This is a genomic window from Pseudomonas fluorescens (assembly GCF_018614775.1).
GTDB classification, from domain to species: Bacteria; Pseudomonadota; Gammaproteobacteria; order Pseudomonadales; family Pseudomonadaceae; genus Aquipseudomonas; species Aquipseudomonas fluorescens_BY.
Genome location: NZ_JAGGOF010000023.1, coordinates 20,127 through 36,759, shown reverse-complemented (window position 1 = coordinate 36,759; position 16,633 = coordinate 20,127). Strand labels below are relative to the sequence as shown.

Below are 16,633 nucleotides of genomic sequence, written 5' to 3'. Positions count from 1 at the left end.
TGATTAGTCTTCTTCCAAAAAAGACATCAAGACAGTTGCTCCCACAGTGGTACTGCGTCGGCTGTTTGAATAGTGTCCCTTACGGCCGCGCCCCAACCCTCAGCTATACTCCCGAGCATTTTCAAAGTACCTGAGGTTTTACGGTGAAGAACTGGACGTTGCGCCAACGCATCCTGGCGAGTTTTGCTGTGATCATCGCCATCATGTTGCTGATGGTGGTTGTCTCGTACTCGCGGTTGTTGAAGATCCAGGACAGTGAAGAAAGGGTGCGGGCCGACGCGATCCCAGGGGTGTATTACAGCTCCATGATCCGTGGTGGCTGGGTCGACAGTTACGTGCTGACCCAGCAGATCGTCGGCCTTTCCGGGAGCCGGGAACTCACCGCGGATGACAAGGCCCGCTACCAGGGCTTCGAGCAGCATCTGCGCGAAGAAATCCAGAATTATCAAACGCTGATCCAGAACCCTGCCGACCAGGCGTCTTTCGACGAATTCGAGTCCAACCACCAGGCGTTCAACCAGGCCATGGCGAAGGTCCTGGACCTGTATCAGCGCAAGGATTACGAAGGCGCGCGGTTGGCGCTGGAGAGCGAGCTGACGCCTGCCTGGATAGGCGGGCGCACGCATTTGAACCACATCATCGAACGCAATCGCGAGCTGGCGGAAACGGCCACCGGGACCATCGACGATGCAGTGACGGCGGCCAAGGTCGCCATGGGCCTGTCGTTTCTCGTCGCGCTGATCATCGCGCTGCTCTGCGGGCTGTTGCTGATGCGCGCGATCATGGCGCCGATGAACTGCATCGTGGAAATCCTCGAGATCATGCGCAGCGGCGACCTGAGCGGGCGCCTGAACCTGGCGCGCAAAGACGAATTCGGCGCCGTGGAAACCGGCTTCAACGACATGATGACCGAGCTGACCTCGCTGGTGTCCCAGGCCCAGCGCTCGTCGGTGCAGGTCACCACGTCGGTGACCGAGATCGCCGCCACCTCACGGCAGCAACAGGCCACGGCCACCGAAACCGCCGCCACCACCACCGAGATCGGTGCGACGTCCCGGGAAATCGCCGCCACCTCTCGTGACCTGGTGCGCACCATGACCGAAGTGTCCACCGCTGCCGACCAGGCCTCGGTGGCCGCCGGTTCCGGCCAGCAGGGGCTGGCGCGGATGGAAGAAACCATGCACTCGGTGATGGGCGCCGCTGACCTGGTGAACGCCAAGCTGGCGATCCTCAACGAGAAGGCCGGCAACATCAACCAGGTGGTGGTGACCATCGTCAAGGTGGCCGACCAGACCAACCTGCTGTCCCTCAATGCCGCCATCGAGGCCGAGAAAGCCGGTGAGTACGGGCGCGGTTTCGCCGTGGTCGCCACTGAAGTGCGACGCCTGGCCGACCAGACAGCCGTGGCGACGTATGACATCGAACAGATGGTGCGCGAGATCCAGTCCGCCGTGTCGGCGGGCGTGATGGGCATGGACAAGTTCTCCGAAGAAGTGCGCCGGGGCATGGCCGAGGTGCAACAGGTCGGCGAGCAATTGTCGCAGATCATCCACCAGGTCCAGGCCCTGGCGCCGCGGGTGCTGATGGTCAACGAAGGCATGCAGGCCCAGGCCACGGGGGCCGAGCAGATCAACCATGCGTTGGTGCAACTGGGTGATGCCAGCAGCCAGACAGTAGAGTCCCTGCGCCAGGCCAGTTCCGCCATCGATGAACTGAGCCAGGTGGCCGTCGGGCTGCGCAGCGGCGTCTCGCGTTTCAAAGTCTGATGGGCGAGTTCGAGACACGGCGTAGTGCCGCGCCCCTGGCTCGCCAGACGTTGTTCCTGGTGTTTCGCATCGGCAACGAGCGTTACGCCGTGCAGGCCATCGACGTGGTGGAAGTGCTGCCGCGCCTGCCCCTCAAGCCGATCCCCCAGGCGCCGTCCTGGGTGGCGGGCGTCTTCGCCTGGCGCGGGACGGTGGTGCCGGTAATCGACCTTTGCGCACTGACCTTCGGCCAGAACGCCGAGGCCCGTACCAGCACGCGGCTGGTGCTGGTCAACTACCGACCCGACAATGGGCAGGCAGCGCAGGTATTGGGGCTGATCCTGGAACAGGCCACCGACACCCTGCGCTGTGATCCGGCGGATTTTCAGCCCTATGGCCTGGCGAACCGGCAGGCACCCTATCTGGGCCCAGTGCGCGAAGATGCCCATGGACTGCTGCAATGGGTGCGGGTCAGCGACCTGCTCGATGCCTCGGTGCGCGCCCTGTTGTTTCCCACGCCGCCGCTGAGCCTGGATGATATCGAGGCGCGGTCATGAACAATGACCAGCGGTTTTTCGACTTTCTCAAGGAACGCATCGGCCTCGATGTGACCTCCGTCGGCACCGCCATCATCGAGCGGGCCGTGCGCCAGCGCATCCTAGCCGTGCCGGGGCGAACCGCCGATGAGTATTGGCAATCCCTGCAGCATTCGACACAGGAACAGCAAGCGTTGATCGAGGCGGTGATCGTCCCGGAGACCTGGTTCTTCCGCTACCCGGAATCGTTCTCGACTCTGGCCAGGCTGGCCGGCAAGCGCCTGGCCGCGATCAATCACCTGCGTGCGCTGCGCATCCTCAGCCTGCCGTGCTCCACCGGCGAAGAACCGTATTCCATCGCCATGGCCTTGCTCGACGCAGGTCTGGGCCCTCATCAATTCAAAGTCGACGGCCTCGACGTCAGCCCGCTGTCGGTGGAGCGGGCGAGGGAAGCCCGTTACTACAGGAATTCTTTCCGTGGCGCGGACCTGGGGTTTCGTGAGCGGCATTTCGTCGCCGACGATGAGGGTTATCGCCTCAGCGAACGGGTGCGCGAGCAGGTGCGCCTGCAAGTGGGCAATCTGCTCGATCCGGCCCTGCTGATAAACGAGGCCCCTTATGACTTCGTGTTCTGCCGCAATTTGCTGATCTATTTCGACCAACCGATCCAGCGGCGGGTGTTCGAGGTGCTCAAGCGCCTGACCCACCAGGAGGGCGTGTTGTTCATCGGCCCTGCCGAGGGCAGTTTGCTGGGGCGACTGGGCATGCGTTCCATCGGCGTGCCCCAGTCGTTCGCCTTCAGCCGCCAGGGCGTTGCCGATCCACAACCATTGCCGGCCTTGATACCGACCCCGCCCCCGCTGCCGGTGCGTCAGCCGCCGTCCCGCATCGTCCCGCCGCTGGTCCGGCCACGGCCGTTTGCCACGAGTGTGGCGCCGGTGCCTGAGCCGAAGAGCAGCGACGCCGCTACCTTGCTGGCGCACATTGCAGCCCTGGCCAACAGCGGCAAAAGCGCCGAGGCCCGTGCGGCGTGTGAACAATACTTGCGCAGTCACCCGCCCGCGGCCCATGTCTTCTACTGGTTGGGGCTGCTCAGCGACATGGCCGGCAGTGCGCTCCAGGCCCAGGGCTTTTACCGCAAGGCGCTTTATCTTGAACCGCAACACGCCGAGGCCCTGGTGCATCTGGCGGCGCTGCTGGCTTCCCAGGGCGACGTGGCGGGTGCCCGTCGATTGCAGGAACGCGCTGCGCGCAATGGGCGCACGGCAGACAGTGAGCGTAAACGATGAGCGGTCCGGTTTCTTACAACCTCACCCATGACGACGCCCAGGCCATCGACGACTGCTGGAACCGGATCGGGATTCATGGCGACAGGTCCTGCCCGCTACTGGTCGAGCATATCCATTGCCGCAATTGCCCGGTGTATTCGGCCGCCGCCACCCGGCTGCTCGACCGTTATGCCTTGCAGCAGGACGACCGGGCGCGGGTTCATGCGCCGGTGGACACCGACATCGTCACCCGCTCGTTGCTGATGTTTCGCCTGGGTGAAGAATGGTTGGGCCTGACCACTCGCAGCCTAGTGGAAGTCGCGCCATTACAGCCGATCCATTCGTTGCCACACCAGCGTTCGCGGGCCTTGCTGGGGGTGGCGAATGTGCGCGGGGCATTGGTGGCCTGCCTGTCGCTGGTGGACCTGCTGGACCTGGAACCCGGCGCGGCGGCGGCTTCCAGCGGACGAATCATGCCGCGCATGTTGATTGTCGCGGCCAAGGGCGGGCCGGTGGTGGTGCCGGTGGACGAGGTGGACGGCATTCACGCCATCGACGAGCGCATCCTGGCGAACGCTTCGCAGTCTGCGGGCAAGTACACCCGTGGCGTGTTGCAGTACAAGGGCCGCAGCGTGCGCTGGCTCGACGAAGAACAGCTGCTGTACGCCGTGGCCCGGAGCCTGTCATGACCCCTGATCAGATGCGTGACGCGTCGTTGCTGGAGCTGTTCAGCCTGGAAGCTGAAGCCCAGACCCAGGTGCTGAGCGCCGGCTTGCTGGCCCTGGAGCGCGATCCGACCCAGGCCGATCATCTGGAATCGTGCATGCGCGCCGCCCACTCGCTCAAGGGCGCGGCGCGAATCGTCGGGGTGGACGCCGGGGTCAGCGTGGCCCATGTCATGGAGGATTGCCTGGTCAGTGCCCAGGAGCGGCGCCTGGTGCTGAGCGCCGAGCACATCGATGCCTTGCTGCAGGGCACTGATTTGCTGACGCGCATCGCGACGCCGGGCAATGACATCGGCGCATCGCACATCGATGCATACGTTGCCTTGATGGGACGTTTGCTGGATCCCAACGCCGCACCAGACCCGCTGGCGGCACTGGCAAAAATCGAGCCGTCGGCAGTGCCGGCTCGCGTCGAGATGCCCGAACCGGAACCTGTCGCGCCAACGGACCCCGTTCGCAAGGGCAAACAGGTGACTGAAGGGGGCGAACGGGTGTTGCGGGTCACGGCGGAGCGCCTCAACAGCCTGTTGGATTTGTCGAGCAAGTCCCTGGTGGAAACCCAGCGCCTCAAGCCCTGGCTGGCGACGATGCAACGCCTCAAGCGCCAGCAGAGCAACGGCCTGCGTGCGCTTGAGGCGTTGAATGTGCACCTCAAGGAACACGCCCTCGGTCTGCAGGCCCAGGAAGCCCTCGGCGATGCCCGACGGCTGTTGGCCGACACCCAGCAGCTGTTGGCGCAGAGGATCGCCGAACTGGACGAATTCGCCTGGCAGGCCGGTCAGCGGGCGCAGGTGCTGTATGACACGGCGCTGGCCTGTCGCATGCGCCCGTTTGCCGATGTGCTCGCCGGCCAGGTGCGCATGGTGCGTGACCTCGGTCGCAGCCTGGGCAAGCAGGTACGCCTGGAAATCGAAGGCGAGAAGACCCAGGTCGATCGCGACGTGCTGGAAAAGCTCGAAGCGCCGCTGACCCACCTGCTGCGCAACGCCGTGGACCATGGCATCGAAACCCCGGAGCAACGGCTGTCGGCTGGCAAGCCCGCCGAAGGCCTGATCCGCTTGCGGGCCTCTCATCAGGCCGGCCTGCTGGTGCTGGAATTGGCTGATGATGGCGCCGGCGTGGACCTGGAGCGGGTTCGCCGCAGCATCGTCGAGCGCGGCCTGTCCCCCGAGCAGACGGCGGCCAGCCTGAGCGAGGAGGAACTGCTGACGTTCCTGTTCCTGCCCGGTTTCAGCCTGCGCGACAAGGTCACTGAAGTGTCCGGGCGTGGCGTCGGCCTGGACGCCGTCCAGCACATGGTCCGGCAGTTGCGCGGGGCGGTGGTGCTGGAGCAGACGGGGGGCGAGGGCAGCCGTTTCCATCTTGAGGTGCCACTGACGCTGTCGGTGGTGCGCAGCCTGGTGGTGGAAGTCGGCGATGAAGCGTATGCCTTTCCCCTCGCCCACATCGAACGCATGTGCGACTTGGCGCCGGAAGACATCGTCCAGGTCGAAGGCCGCCAGCATTTCTGGCACGAAGGCCGGCATGTCGGGCTGGTTGCCGCCAGCCAGTTGCTCAATCGTCCGCCGACACAGAACAGCGGCCAGACCCTCAAGGTGGTGGTGATCCGCGAGCGTGAAGCGGTCTATGGCGTGGCAGTCGAACGTTTCATCGGCGAGCGGACCCTGGTGGTCCTGCCCCTGGACGAACGCCTGGGCAAGGTCCAGGACATTTCTGCCGGCGCCTTGCTGGACGATGGTTCGGTGGTGTTGATCGTCGATGTCGAGGACCTGCTGCGCTCGGTGGACAAGCTGCTCGATACCGGACGACTGGAGCGCATTGCCCGGCAGCATCAGGCCCAGGCCCCGCGCAAGCGGATCCTGGTGGTGGACGATTCGCTCACCGTGCGCGAGCTGCAACGCAAACTGCTGATCAATCGCGGCTACGACGTCGCGGTGGCGGTGGATGGCATGGACGGCTGGAACGCCTTGCGCTCGGACGATTTCGATTTGTTGATCACCGACATCGACATGCCGCGCATGGACGGTATCGAGCTGGTGTCGCTGCTGCGCCGCGACACCCGTCTGCAATCGTTGCCGGTAATGGTGGTTTCCTACAAGGATCGCGAAGAAGACCGCCGTCGTGGCCTGGATGCCGGAGCCGACTATTATCTGGCCAAGGCGAGTTTCCACGATGACGCCTTGCTCGACGCCGTGGTCGAATTGATCGGAGGAGCACGCGCTTGAAGGTTGCTATCGTCAATGACATGCCCCTGGCGGTCGAGGCCTTGCGCCGCGCCCTGGCGTTCGAGCCGGCGCATCAATTGGTCTGGGTGGCCGCCAACGGGGCCGAGGCCGTGCAGCGCAGCGCCGAATACACCCCGGACCTGATCCTGATGGACCTGTTCATGCCCGTTATGGACGGAGTGGAGGCCACCCGGCGGATCATGGCCGACAGCCCCTGCGCGATCGTGATCGTCACCGGTGACAGCCAGCAGAACGTCCACCGGGTGTTCGAGGCCATGGGCCATGGCGCGTTGGATGTGGTCGACACGCCCGCGCTGGGCGTCGGCAACCCGGCCGATGCGGCGGCGCCGTTGTTGCGCAAGATCGCCAATATCGGCTGGCTGATCGGTGAGCGCGGCAACCGTGAGCGCTCGGCCCCGGCTGCACAGCGCGCGGCGGTGTCGCGCAAGAGCCTGGTGGCCATCGGTTCGTCGGCGGGCGGGCCGGCCGCCCTGGAAATCCTGCTCAAGGCCCTGCCGCGGGACTTTGCCCCGGCCATTGTGCTGGTCCAGCATGTGGATGAGGTGTTTGCCGCGGGCATGGCCGAGTGGTTGAGCAGTGCGTCGGGCCACGACGTTCGCCTGGCCCGGCAGGGTGAGGCGCCGCGGAGCGGCACGGTGTTGCTGGCCGGGACCAACCACCACCTGCGTCTGTTGAAGGACGGCACGCTGGCCTACACCGCCGAGCCGGTGCATGAGATCTACCGGCCTTCCATCGACGTGTTTTTCGAGAGTGTCGCCCATTTCTGGAGCGGTGACGCGGTGGGCGTTTTACTCACCGGCATGGGGCGCGACGGCGCGCAAGGGCTTAAACTCATGCGTCAGCAGGGCTGCGTGACCATCGCCCAGGACCAGCGCAGCAGTGCCGTCTATGGCATGCCCAAGGCGGCCGCGGCGATTGACGCCGCCGCCCATATTCTTGCCCTGGACCATATAGCGCCACGGTTGTTGGAGATCTTTACCCCATGATGATCCCCGGCAGCCTTGCCCCAGGCCGTACTCAGGTGAGCCCCCATGCATGATTTACAGCTCGACGGATTCAAGAGCGATGAGAACGCCGCCATGGTCTTGCTCGTCGACGACCAGGCGATGATTGGCGAGGCGGTGCGGCGCGGGCTATCGAGTGAAGACAACATCGACTTCCACTTCTGCTCCGATCCGCACCAGGCCATCGCCCACGCGGTCCGGATCAAGCCGACGGTGATCCTCCAGGACCTGGTGATGCCCGGCCTCGATGGCCTGAGCCTGGTGCGCGAGTACCGCAATCACCCGGCCACCCGCGATATTCCGATCATTGTCCTGTCCACCAAGGAAGACCCACTGATCAAGAGCGCGGCGTTTGCCGCCGGGGCCAACGACTACCTGGTGAAACTACCCGACAATATCGAATTGGTGGCGCGTATCCGCTACCACTCGCGTTCCTACACGATGCTGCTGCAGCGCGACGCGGCCTATCGCGCGTTGCGGGTCAGCCAGCAGCAACTGCTCGACACCAACCTGGTGTTGCAACGCCTGATGAATTCCGACGGCCTCACCGGGCTGTCGAATCGCCGGCATTTCAACGAGTACCTGGAACTGGAGTGGAGAAGGGCGCTGCGGGACCAGAGCCAGTTGTCGCTGCTGATGATCGATGTGGATTACTTCAAGTCCTACAACGACAACTTCGGCCACCTGGAGGGTGACGAAGCCTTGCGCAAGGTGGCCGCGGCGATCCGCGATGCCTGCAGTCGCCCATCCGACCTGCCGGCCCGTTACGGTGGCGAAGAGTTTGCCTTGGTGTTGCCCGGCACCTCGCCTGGCGGCGCCCGGCTGATGGCCGAAAAACTGCGCCAGGGCGTGCTCGCCCTGAAAATTCCCCACGCCACGCCCGACGGTGGCGAGAACCTGACCGTCAGCATCGGCGTCTCGACCCTCACGCCGCAGCAAGGGGGCGATAGCCGTCAGTTGATTTCGGCGGCGGACAAGGGGTTGTACATGGCCAAGGACAATGGGCGCAATCGCGTTGGCATCGCGTAAGCCATGGAGCCGTAACGCTTTTGTGGCGAGGGAGATGGTGAAAGCAAGGCTTGCCCGCGATAAGGGCGACTCGGTATTCCCTTGAATCGCATCAACTTCATCGCGGGCAAGCCTTGCTCCCACAGATCCCTGCGCCGCAGGCCAATCTCATTGCCCCTAAAGCCGCCGGGCGGGCTGCCGCTGGCGCGTGATTACGTTATACTCGCCGGCTTTCAAAAGTTCGCCAACGAGTGCTGCCCGCCATGGAAATCAACCCGATCCTGAACACCATCAAGGACCTGTCCGAGCGCTCCGAAACTATTCGGGGGTATCTTTGACTACGATCAAAAGCATGAGCGCCTGACCGAGGTCAATCGCGAGCTTGAAGATCCGAGTGTCTGGAACAACCCGTCGTATGCCCAGGAACTGGGCCGCGAACGTTCTGCGCTGGCGCAGATCGTCGAGACCCTGGATGAATTGTCCAGCGGCCTGGCCGATTGCCGCGACCTGTTGGACATGGCTGTCGAAGAAGACGACGAAGGCGCGGTCGGCGATGTCGTCGCCGAGCTGACGCGCCTCGACGAGGCCCTGGCCAAGCTGGAATTCCGTCGCATGTTCAGCGGCGAGATGGACATGAACAACGCCTACCTGGACATCCAGGCCGGTTCCGGCGGCACCGAAGCCCAGGACTGGGCCAACATCCTGCTGCGCATGTACCTGCGCTGGGCTGACAAACGCGGTTTCGACGCGACCATCATGGAACTGTCGGCCGGTGAAGTCGCCGGTATCAAGGGCGCCACCGTGCACATCAAGGGCGAATACGCCTTTGGCTGGCTGCGCACCGAGATCGGCGTGCACCGCCTGGTGCGCAAGAGCCCGTTCGACTCCGGCAACCGTCGCCACACCTCGTTCTCGGCGGTGTTCGTATCGCCGGAAATCGATGACAACATCGAAATCGAGATCAACCCGGCGGACCTGCGCATCGACACCTACCGTTCTTCAGGTGCCGGTGGCCAGCACGTCAACACCACCGACTCGGCCGTACGGATCACCCACGTACCGACCAACACCGTGGTCAGCTGCCAGAACGAGCGTTCCCAGCACGCCAACAAAGACACCGCGATGAAGATGCTCCGCGCGCGCCTTTACGAGCAGGAAGTGCAGAAGCGCAACGCGGCGTCCCAGGCGCTGGAAGACACCAAGTCGGACATCGGCTGGGGCCACCAGATCCGTTCGTACGTGCTCGACGCTTCGCGCATCAAGGACCTGCGTACCAACATCGAACGCAGCGATTGCGACAAGGTGCTCGACGGCGACATCGACGAATACCTGGAAGCGAGCCTCAAGCAAGGCCTGTAACGCGATACCCATGCGCCGGGCAGGCCCACTTCCTCAAGTGAGGCTTGCCCGCAAACTCCGGCCCGGCGCCGGAGGCAACGAACCTGTGATGGAATCCTTAAAGACATGAGCGACCTAGAACTCGACCCGCAAGCCCTGCAACAGGAAGAAAACTCCCTGATCGCCCTGCGCAAGGAAAAGCTGGCTGCCGAGCGCGCCAAGGGCCAGGCCTTCCCGAACGACTTCCGCCGCGACGCCTATTGCGACGCCCTGCAGAAGCAGTACGCGGACAAGACCAAGGAAGAACTGGCCGAGGCGGCGATTCCAGTCAAGGTGGCCGGTCGCATCATGCTCAACCGGGGTTCGTTCATGGTCATCCAGGACATGACCGGGCGCATCCAGGTCTACGTCAACCGCAAGACCCTGCCGGAAGAAACCCTGGCCGCCGTCAAGACCTGGGACCTGGGCGACATCATCGCCGCCGAAGGCACCCTGGCCCGTTCCGGCAAGGGCGACCTGTACGTTGAAATGACCAGCGTGCGCCTGCTGACCAAGTCCCTGCGCCCACTGCCGGACAAGCACCACGGCCTGACCGACACCGAACAGCGCTATCGCCAGCGCTACGTCGACCTGATCGTCAACGAAGATGTGCGCCAGACGTTCCGCGTGCGCTCGCAGGTCATCGCCCACATCCGCAGCTTCCTGATGAAGCGCGACTTCCTGGAAGTCGAGACGCCGATGCTGCAGACCATTCCTGGCGGCGCGGCGGCCAAGCCGTTCGAGACCCACCACAACGCCCTGGACATGGAAATGTTCCTGCGCATCGCCCCGGAGCTGTACCTCAAGCGGCTGGTGGTCGGCGGGTTCGAGAAAGTCTTCGAGATCAACCGCAACTTCCGTAACGAAGGCGTTTCGACCCGGCACAACCCCGAGTTCACCATGCTCGAGTTCTACCAGGCCTACGCCGACTACAAAGACAACATGGACCTGACCGAGGAGCTGTTCCGCGAGCTGGCGCAGCTGGTTCTGGGCAGCACCGACGTGCCGTATGGCGACAAGGTGTTCCACTTCGGCGAGCCGTTCGTGCGCCTCTCGGTATTCGATTCGATCCTCAAGTACAACCCTGAGTTGACCGCCGCTGACCTCACCGACATCGACAAGGCCCGCGCCATCGCCAAGAAAGCCGGCGCCAAGGTGCTCGGCTTCGAAGGCCTGGGCAAGCTGCAAGTGATGATTTTCGAAGAGCTGGTCGAGCACAAGCTGGAGCAGCCGCACTTCATCACCCAGTACCCGTTCGAAGTGTCGCCGCTGGCCCGTCGCAACGACGAGAACCCAAGCGTGACCGACCGTTTCGAGCTGTTCATCGGAGGCCGCGAAATCGCCAACGCCTACTCCGAGCTCAATGACGCGGAAGACCAGGCCGAGCGCTTCATGGCCCAGGTGGCCGACAAGGACGCCGGCGACGACGAAGCCATGCACTACGATGCCGACTTCGTGCGCGCCCTGGAATACGGCATGCCGCCGACCGCCGGTGAAGGCATCGGCATTGATCGCCTGGTGATGTTGCTGACCAACTCGCCGTCGATCAGGGATGTCATCCTCTTCCCGCACATGCGGCCGCAAGCGTAAGTGTTTCAATTAAGAAGCCGCCTGGAAGGGCGGCTTTTTATTGCCTGTCTGGTACAAACGTATCAATTGGTTACTTTCGAAATAGCGAGGAAAGACCTGTCGTGAATCGTGCAATGGCTTCAGAAGGTGCAGCGGGCGTCGCCACGGCTGTCGCTGAAAGTGTTCAGTACCAGGGCCGCAAGGCCAGCCGACAGGGCAGTGAGCAGCGTCGCCAGGAGATTCTCGACGCGGCCATGCGCATTGTGGTGCGCGATGGCGTGCGAGCGGTACGCCACCGCGCCGTGGCCGCCGAAGCCGGCGTGCCGCTGTCGGCCACCACGTATTATTTCAAGGACATCGATGACCTGCTCACCGATACCTTCGCCCAATACGTGGAGCGCAGCGCGGCGTTCATGGCCAAGCTGTGGACCAACAAGGAAGGCCTGCTGCGCGAGATGGTCGCCTACGGTGATGGCAGCGCCGAATCCCGCTCGCAGCTGGCGGACGATATGGCACGGTTGACCGCCGACTACGTGCAGCACCAATTGCAAAACCGTCGCGAGTACCTGATGGCCGAACAGGCCTTTCGCCAGGAAGCGCTGCTCAACCCCCGACTGGCGGAACTGGTGCGCTCCCACCAGAAAATCCTGTTGCAAGGTACTTGTCAGATTTTCCAGGTACTGGGCTCCCGCGACCCGCACCAGGATGCCAAAGTGTTGACGGCCATTATCGGACGGATGGAATATCAGGGCTTGCTCAACAACGCCGAGCCGGTCGCCGGTGAAGACATGCTCGGTATCCTGACCCGCTACATGCACCTGGTACTGGCGTCGGTGTAACCTCGGCCTGATCGTTCCCACGCAGAGCATGGGAACGATCGAAGCGCTGTGCCATAGGGAGTTCAAATGAAAGCCTGGCGTGCCGTTGTAATGGCCGTGTCGTTGCTGCTGCTCAGTGGCTGCCTGGTGTCCTTCAAGGCGCCGCTACCCGACACCGAGGCCGCGCCCAAGGGTTTGCTCGGCCACTGGACCAGCACCAATGCCTGGGGCGAACCGCTGAACCTTGAACTGACCAAAGTCGGCAGGCACCACTACCAGGCCATCAGCTACTTCAGGGCCCGGCCCCAGGAACGCGAAGCCATCGCGCTCACCGTCTCCCGCCATGGCAGCCGCTGGTACCTGTCGGCGAAAGTGCCTGCCCGCTATGGGGGGCATTTCGTGATCGCCGGGTTTGAACTGACCGACAAGCAGGAACTGGTGGTCTATAACCTGGACCTGGAGCAGATCAACCAGGCTATCGGCCAGAAGATTCTCAGCGGCCAGGCAAGCCAGAGCGAAGCCGGTGAAGGCGTGTTGGTGGACAGCGACATGAGCAAGGTCTTCAGTTACCTCGATGATCCGGCCAATTCCGATGTGTTCTCGGAGGCCGTGCGCTACCGGCGGCTGGATAAATCCCAATAATTGCAGCAGGCAGATGTCTTTTCACAGGAGCTACGGGTGGACGATTACCAGCAGACGATACGCACCTTGTCCGATCGCATTGTGCTGGCGCAAACGCCGATTCGCATCCTTGATGCGGTGAAGTGGGACGAGAGCATCCGCAAAGGGTTTCTCAAGGCCAAGGGCAAGGAACTGCCTGCCGTGGACCGCGACTATTACCTCAACCGGCCGCTGTCCTTCGATTCCAGCAAAGTGAAGCTGGAGTTCCAGAACATCGAGCGCGATATCACCCGCCAGCTCGGGCAGTTCAACCCGGTTGGCCAGATCATGCGCCGCATGTGCAAGGAATACCGCATGGTGGTGCGCATGCTCGAAGCCCGTGGTACCGAGGATTTCGGGCTGATCTCCCAGGAACTCTATGGCGCCGCCTCCGACGCCTTCCACGCCGGCGACCCGACACTGGCCGACCTGGGCCTGATGCTGTCCGATTACCTGAACAACATCGACGGCCGTGGCGATCTGAAGGATGAGCCAAAGATCCTCAGCGCCAAGGAAGCCGTCAGCCTGTTGCAGCACCGGCTCAACCGGGTGTTCGGTGAAGCCGAGGAAACCATCCGGGTGTTCGAGTCCGACGGGATCGTCGCCGACGCGGCGGCGGGCGCGGACTACATCAAGATCCGCACCGATGCGCTGTTCAATGAGCGCGACGTGCGCGCGCTGGAGGTCCACGAGGGGCTGGTGCACGTCGGCACCACGCTCAACGGTTTGAACCAGCCGATCTGTACCTTCCTGTCCAAGGGCCCACCCTCGTCCACCGTGACCCAGGAAGGCCTGGCGATCCTGATGGAAATCATCACCTTCGCCTCCTACCCGAGCCGGTTGCGCAAACTCACCAACCGTACCCGCGCCATCCATATGGTGGAGGAGGGGGCCGACTTCCTCCAGGTCTTCGAATTCTTCCGCGAGCAGGGCTTCGAGATGGCTGAAAGCTACGGAAACGCCAGCCGGGTTTTCCGTGGTTCGGTGCCGACCGGTCTGCCATTCACCAAAGACTTGTCCTACCTCAAGGGCTTCATCATGGTTTACAACTACATTCAGCTGGCCGTGCGCAAAGGCAAGCTGGAGCAGGTGCCGCTGCTGTTCTGCGGCAAGACCACCCTGGAGGACATGCGCACTTTGCGGCAACTGGTGGACGAGGGCCTGGTCGTGCCGCCCAAGTACCTGCCCGACCAGTTCCGCGACATGAACGCACTGTCGGCCTGGATGTGTTTCTCCAACTTCCTGAACCACCTGAGCCTGGACCGGATCGAAGCGGATTATTCCAATATCCTTTAAGCCCACGCGGTCAAACATGTGGGAGCGAGCCTGCTCGCGATTGCGCTAGGTCAGTCAATCCGATATTGAAAGTCCGTCCGCAATCGCGAGCAGGCTCGCTCCCACAGGGGCCGTGTTTCTCTTCCCTTTACGAGGTTCACCGGATGCGAACCCTCGGCATTTTTTGCCTGCTGCTGGCCCTGAGTGGTTGCAGTTCGCTGCTGTTCTACCCCGAGCCCGGGTTGCCGTTCACCCCGGAGCGGGCCAAGCTCGACTACCGCGACGTGACCCTGGTCACCGCCGACGGCCTCAAGCTCCACGGCTGGTGGCTGCCGGTCAAACCCGGTGTCACGGTCAAGGGCACGGTGCTGCACCTGCACGGCAATGGCGGCAACCTGGCCTGGCACCTGGGCGGCAGCTGGTGGTTGCCGGAGCAGGGTTATCAGGTGTTGATGGTCGACTACCGCGGTTACGGCGTGTCCGAAGGCGAGCCGAGCCTGCCGGCGATCTATCAGGACCTCGACGCCGCGTTCAACTGGCTGGACCAGTCGCCGCAAGTCCAGGGCAAGCCGCTGGTGCTGCTCGGCCAGAGCCTGGGCGGTGCGCTGGCGGTGCATTACCTGGTGGAGCATCCGCAGCGCCAGCGGCAACTCAAGGCCCTGGTGCTCGACGGCGTGCCCGCCAGTTATCGCGATGTCGGGCGTTTCGCCCTGAGTACGTCATGGCTGACCTGGCCGTTCCAGGTGCCGCTGTCCTGGCTGGTGCCGGACGGTGACAGCGCGATCAGTTCGGTGGCGCAATTGACCGACGTGCCAAAGCTGATCTACCACAGCCTGGACGACCCGATCGTGCCCCTTTCCAATGGCATCCGCCTGTATCAAGCTGCGCCGCCGCCCAAGGTCCTGCAATTGACCCGCGGCGGGCACGTGCAGACGTTCGCCGACCCGACCTGGCGCACCGTGATGCTGCGCTACCTCGACGATCCCCAACACTTCGACGGCCTGCGTCGCCTGGGCGAAGTGCCGAATTATCCGAAATCACCCGTTGAATCCCCAGAGAGCCCGCAATGAGCGAAGAACGTAACGCCATTCCCCTGATCATCACCGGTATCTGCAGCATCCTCGGCACCGTTGCCGTGCTGTGGTACTACGGCTACCTGCACTTCGCCAAACCCGAGGACGCCTTGCGGCTCAACGAATTCACCATGCTCAAGACCGTGCCGGGCGAAGACTACAAAGTCTCCCTGGAGCCGGCGCCTCAGGTTGCGCAATGCACTGATGGCGTGCTGGTGCTGTTCGATACCGAGCAGAAAGGCCTGTCCGGCGTGCTGGTCAACGAGAAGAAACGCGCCGTGCGGTGCATGGGGCAGGAGACGCCGCAGAAGCTTGAGCCGTAAACACCGATTGTTGAATGTCGGCTATCCCCTGTGGGAGCGAGCCTGCTCGCGATAGCTGAATGTCAGTCGATGAATAATTGGCTGAACTGACGCTATCGCGAGCAGGCTCGCTCCCACGGGGGGAGAAGGGTTCGGCCAGTAAAAAGCCCCGCCTGATTGCTCAGGCGGGGCTTTTTCGTTGCCGTCAGCCGATCAGTTGGCGCTCATGGTCGAGCGCGGGGCGACGGGCTGGTTGTCGTTGGAGATGGTCACTTCCACACGACGGTTCATGGCACGGCCCGAGACGCTGGTGTTATCGGCCACCGGGAATTCCTTGCCGTAACCCTGGGTCACGACGCGGGCCGGGTCGACGCCCATTTTCACCAGCGCGGTGCGCACGGAGTTGGCGCGGCGCTCGGACAGCGACTGGTTATAGGAATCCGAACCGGTGCTGTCGGTGTAGCCTTCGATGATCACCTTGCGGTCCGGGTTTTCCTGAAGGAACTGCGCCAGTTTATTCACGTTGACCAGGCCGCTGGAGCGCAGGTCGGACTTGTTGGTGGCGAACAGCACGTCACCGAAGGTCACCAGCGTACCGCGTTCGGTCTGCTTGGCGTTCAGGCTGTCCTGCAGCTGTTTGATTTGCGCATTGCGCGCATCCAGCAGCGCACGGGCGCGTTCGTCGCCCGCATTTTTCAGGCCGGCTTCGGCGTTGCGCAGGGCGATGGTCTGCTTGGCCACTTCAACGCGCTGGTTGGTCAGGTAGGCCAGTTGATCGACCTTGGCTTCGTCTTCCCTGTCCAGGTAGGCCTTGTCGGCCTTGGCCAGGAAGTCAGCGGCTTCCTTGGTTTCCAGGGCGGCGACCTTGGTGGCGGCCGGGTCAGCCTGCAGGCCGTTGTAGTTGGTACGCGCCTGTTCCAGGTTCGCATTCGGGTCGTGGGAGCAAGCGGCCAGGGCTACGCAGGCAGCGAGCAGGGCGGGCATCATCAAGTGTTTGTGCATCATAGTCTGTCGTCCTTTTATCAAT

The 16,633-nt window shown here is 63.2% G+C and carries 15 protein-coding genes; 14 read left to right on the top strand and 1 reads right to left on the bottom strand.

What is annotated here, in order from left to right; translation table 11 throughout:
- Positions 1-143: 143 nt before the first annotated feature.
- From J7E36_RS06755 to J7E36_RS06690, 14 genes are all read left to right on the top strand, one after another.
- Complete coding sequence (locus J7E36_RS06755) at positions 144-1,766, top strand: methyl-accepting chemotaxis protein (RefSeq protein ID WP_215001162.1); 1,623 nt, start codon at positions 144-146, stop codon at positions 1,764-1,766.
- Complete coding sequence (locus J7E36_RS06750) at positions 1,766-2,302, top strand: chemotaxis protein CheW (RefSeq protein ID WP_215001160.1); 537 nt, start codon at positions 1,766-1,768, stop codon at positions 2,300-2,302. The genes J7E36_RS06755 and J7E36_RS06750 overlap by 1 nt, the downstream gene beginning before the upstream one ends.
- Entirely contained in the window at positions 2,299-3,570 is a 1,272-nt protein-coding gene (locus J7E36_RS06745) for a CheR family methyltransferase (protein WP_215001159.1), read from the top strand. Before J7E36_RS06750 ends, J7E36_RS06745 begins: the two co-directional genes overlap by 4 nt.
- On the top strand, positions 3,567-4,238 hold the full coding sequence (locus J7E36_RS06740; protein ID WP_215001158.1) for a chemotaxis protein CheW: 672 nt from the start codon (positions 3,567-3,569) through the stop codon (positions 4,236-4,238). Before J7E36_RS06745 ends, J7E36_RS06740 begins: the two co-directional genes overlap by 4 nt.
- A complete protein-coding gene (locus tag J7E36_RS06735) occupies positions 4,235-6,499 on the top strand; it encodes a hybrid sensor histidine kinase/response regulator (protein WP_215001157.1) in 2,265 nt (754 codons plus the stop codon). The genes J7E36_RS06740 and J7E36_RS06735 overlap by 4 nt, the downstream gene beginning before the upstream one ends.
- Positions 6,496-7,506: a chemotaxis response regulator protein-glutamate methylesterase gene (locus J7E36_RS06730; protein WP_215001156.1), complete on the top strand. Its 1,011-nt coding sequence runs from the start codon at positions 6,496-6,498 to the stop codon at positions 7,504-7,506. The genes J7E36_RS06735 and J7E36_RS06730 overlap by 4 nt, the downstream gene beginning before the upstream one ends.
- Before the next feature lie 45 nt (positions 7,507-7,551).
- Positions 7,552-8,553: a diguanylate cyclase gene (locus tag J7E36_RS06725; RefSeq protein ID WP_215001155.1), complete on the top strand. Its 1,002-nt coding sequence runs from the start codon at positions 7,552-7,554 to the stop codon at positions 8,551-8,553.
- A gap of 242 nt (positions 8,554-8,795) precedes the next feature.
- Positions 8,796-9,891, top strand: a protein-coding gene (gene prfB, locus J7E36_RS06720; RefSeq protein ID WP_215001154.1) for a peptide chain release factor 2 whose coding sequence is annotated in 2 segments (ribosomal slippage) — positions 8,796-8,867 and positions 8,869-9,891 — 1,095 coding nt in all. Because the reading frame shifts where the segments join, the coding sequence is not laid out codon by codon here.
- A 105-nt stretch (positions 9,892-9,996) separates the two neighbouring features.
- Positions 9,997-11,499, top strand: a complete 1,503-nt coding sequence (lysS, locus tag J7E36_RS06715; RefSeq protein WP_215001152.1) for a lysine--tRNA ligase — start codon at positions 9,997-9,999, stop codon at positions 11,497-11,499.
- 101 nt (positions 11,500-11,600) lie between these two features.
- On the top strand, positions 11,601-12,317 hold the full coding sequence (locus tag J7E36_RS06710; RefSeq protein WP_215001150.1) for a TetR/AcrR family transcriptional regulator: 717 nt from the start codon (positions 11,601-11,603) through the stop codon (positions 12,315-12,317).
- 66 nt (positions 12,318-12,383) lie between these two features.
- Positions 12,384-12,938, top strand: a complete 555-nt coding sequence (locus tag J7E36_RS06705; RefSeq protein WP_215001148.1) for a hypothetical protein — start codon at positions 12,384-12,386, stop codon at positions 12,936-12,938.
- Positions 12,939-12,974: 36 nt separating this feature from the next.
- A complete protein-coding gene (locus tag J7E36_RS06700; RefSeq protein WP_215001146.1) occupies positions 12,975-14,252 on the top strand; it encodes a flavohemoglobin expression-modulating QEGLA motif protein in 1,278 nt (425 codons plus the stop codon).
- A 143-nt stretch (positions 14,253-14,395) separates the two neighbouring features.
- Positions 14,396-15,301: an alpha/beta hydrolase gene (locus tag J7E36_RS06695; protein ID WP_215001144.1), complete on the top strand. Its 906-nt coding sequence runs from the start codon at positions 14,396-14,398 to the stop codon at positions 15,299-15,301.
- Positions 15,298-15,627: a hypothetical protein gene (locus J7E36_RS06690; protein WP_215001142.1), complete on the top strand. Its 330-nt coding sequence runs from the start codon at positions 15,298-15,300 to the stop codon at positions 15,625-15,627. The genes J7E36_RS06695 and J7E36_RS06690 overlap by 4 nt, the downstream gene beginning before the upstream one ends.
- Positions 15,628-15,819: 192 nt before the next feature.
- Here J7E36_RS06690 and J7E36_RS06685 read toward each other — a convergent pair whose 3' ends face one another.
- Positions 15,820-16,608 (bottom strand): OmpA family protein, encoded by a 789-nt coding sequence (locus tag J7E36_RS06685; protein ID WP_215001166.1) that lies wholly within the window; start codon positions 16,606-16,608, stop codon positions 15,820-15,822.
- Between the last annotated feature and the right edge of the window lie 25 nt (positions 16,609-16,633).

What these genes read in the sequence shown, in the direction of transcription:
- J7E36_RS06745 (WP_215001159.1), top strand. Translation starts at nt 2,299, where the DNA reads ATGAACAATGACCAGCGGTTTTTCGACTTTCTCAAGGAACGCATCGGC.
- J7E36_RS06735 (WP_215001157.1), top strand. Translation starts at nt 4,235, where the DNA reads ATGACCCCTGATCAGATGCGTGACGCGTCGTTGCTGGAGCTGTTCAGC.
- J7E36_RS06695 (WP_215001144.1), top strand. Translation starts at nt 14,396, where the DNA reads ATGCGAACCCTCGGCATTTTTTGCCTGCTGCTGGCCCTGAGTGGTTGC.
- lysS (WP_215001152.1), top strand. Translation starts at nt 9,997, where the DNA reads ATGAGCGACCTAGAACTCGACCCGCAAGCCCTGCAACAGGAAGAAAAC.
- J7E36_RS06685 (WP_215001166.1), bottom strand. Translation starts at nt 16,608, where the DNA reads ATGCACAAACACTTGATGATGCCCGCCCTGCTCGCTGCCTGCGTAGCC.
- J7E36_RS06725 (WP_215001155.1), top strand. Translation starts at nt 7,552, where the DNA reads ATGCATGATTTACAGCTCGACGGATTCAAGAGCGATGAGAACGCCGCC.
- J7E36_RS06690 (WP_215001142.1), top strand. Translation starts at nt 15,298, where the DNA reads ATGAGCGAAGAACGTAACGCCATTCCCCTGATCATCACCGGTATCTGC.
- J7E36_RS06750 (WP_215001160.1), top strand. Translation starts at nt 1,766, where the DNA reads ATGGGCGAGTTCGAGACACGGCGTAGTGCCGCGCCCCTGGCTCGCCAG.
- J7E36_RS06740 (WP_215001158.1), top strand. Translation starts at nt 3,567, where the DNA reads ATGAGCGGTCCGGTTTCTTACAACCTCACCCATGACGACGCCCAGGCC.
- J7E36_RS06705 (WP_215001148.1), top strand. Translation starts at nt 12,384, where the DNA reads ATGAAAGCCTGGCGTGCCGTTGTAATGGCCGTGTCGTTGCTGCTGCTC.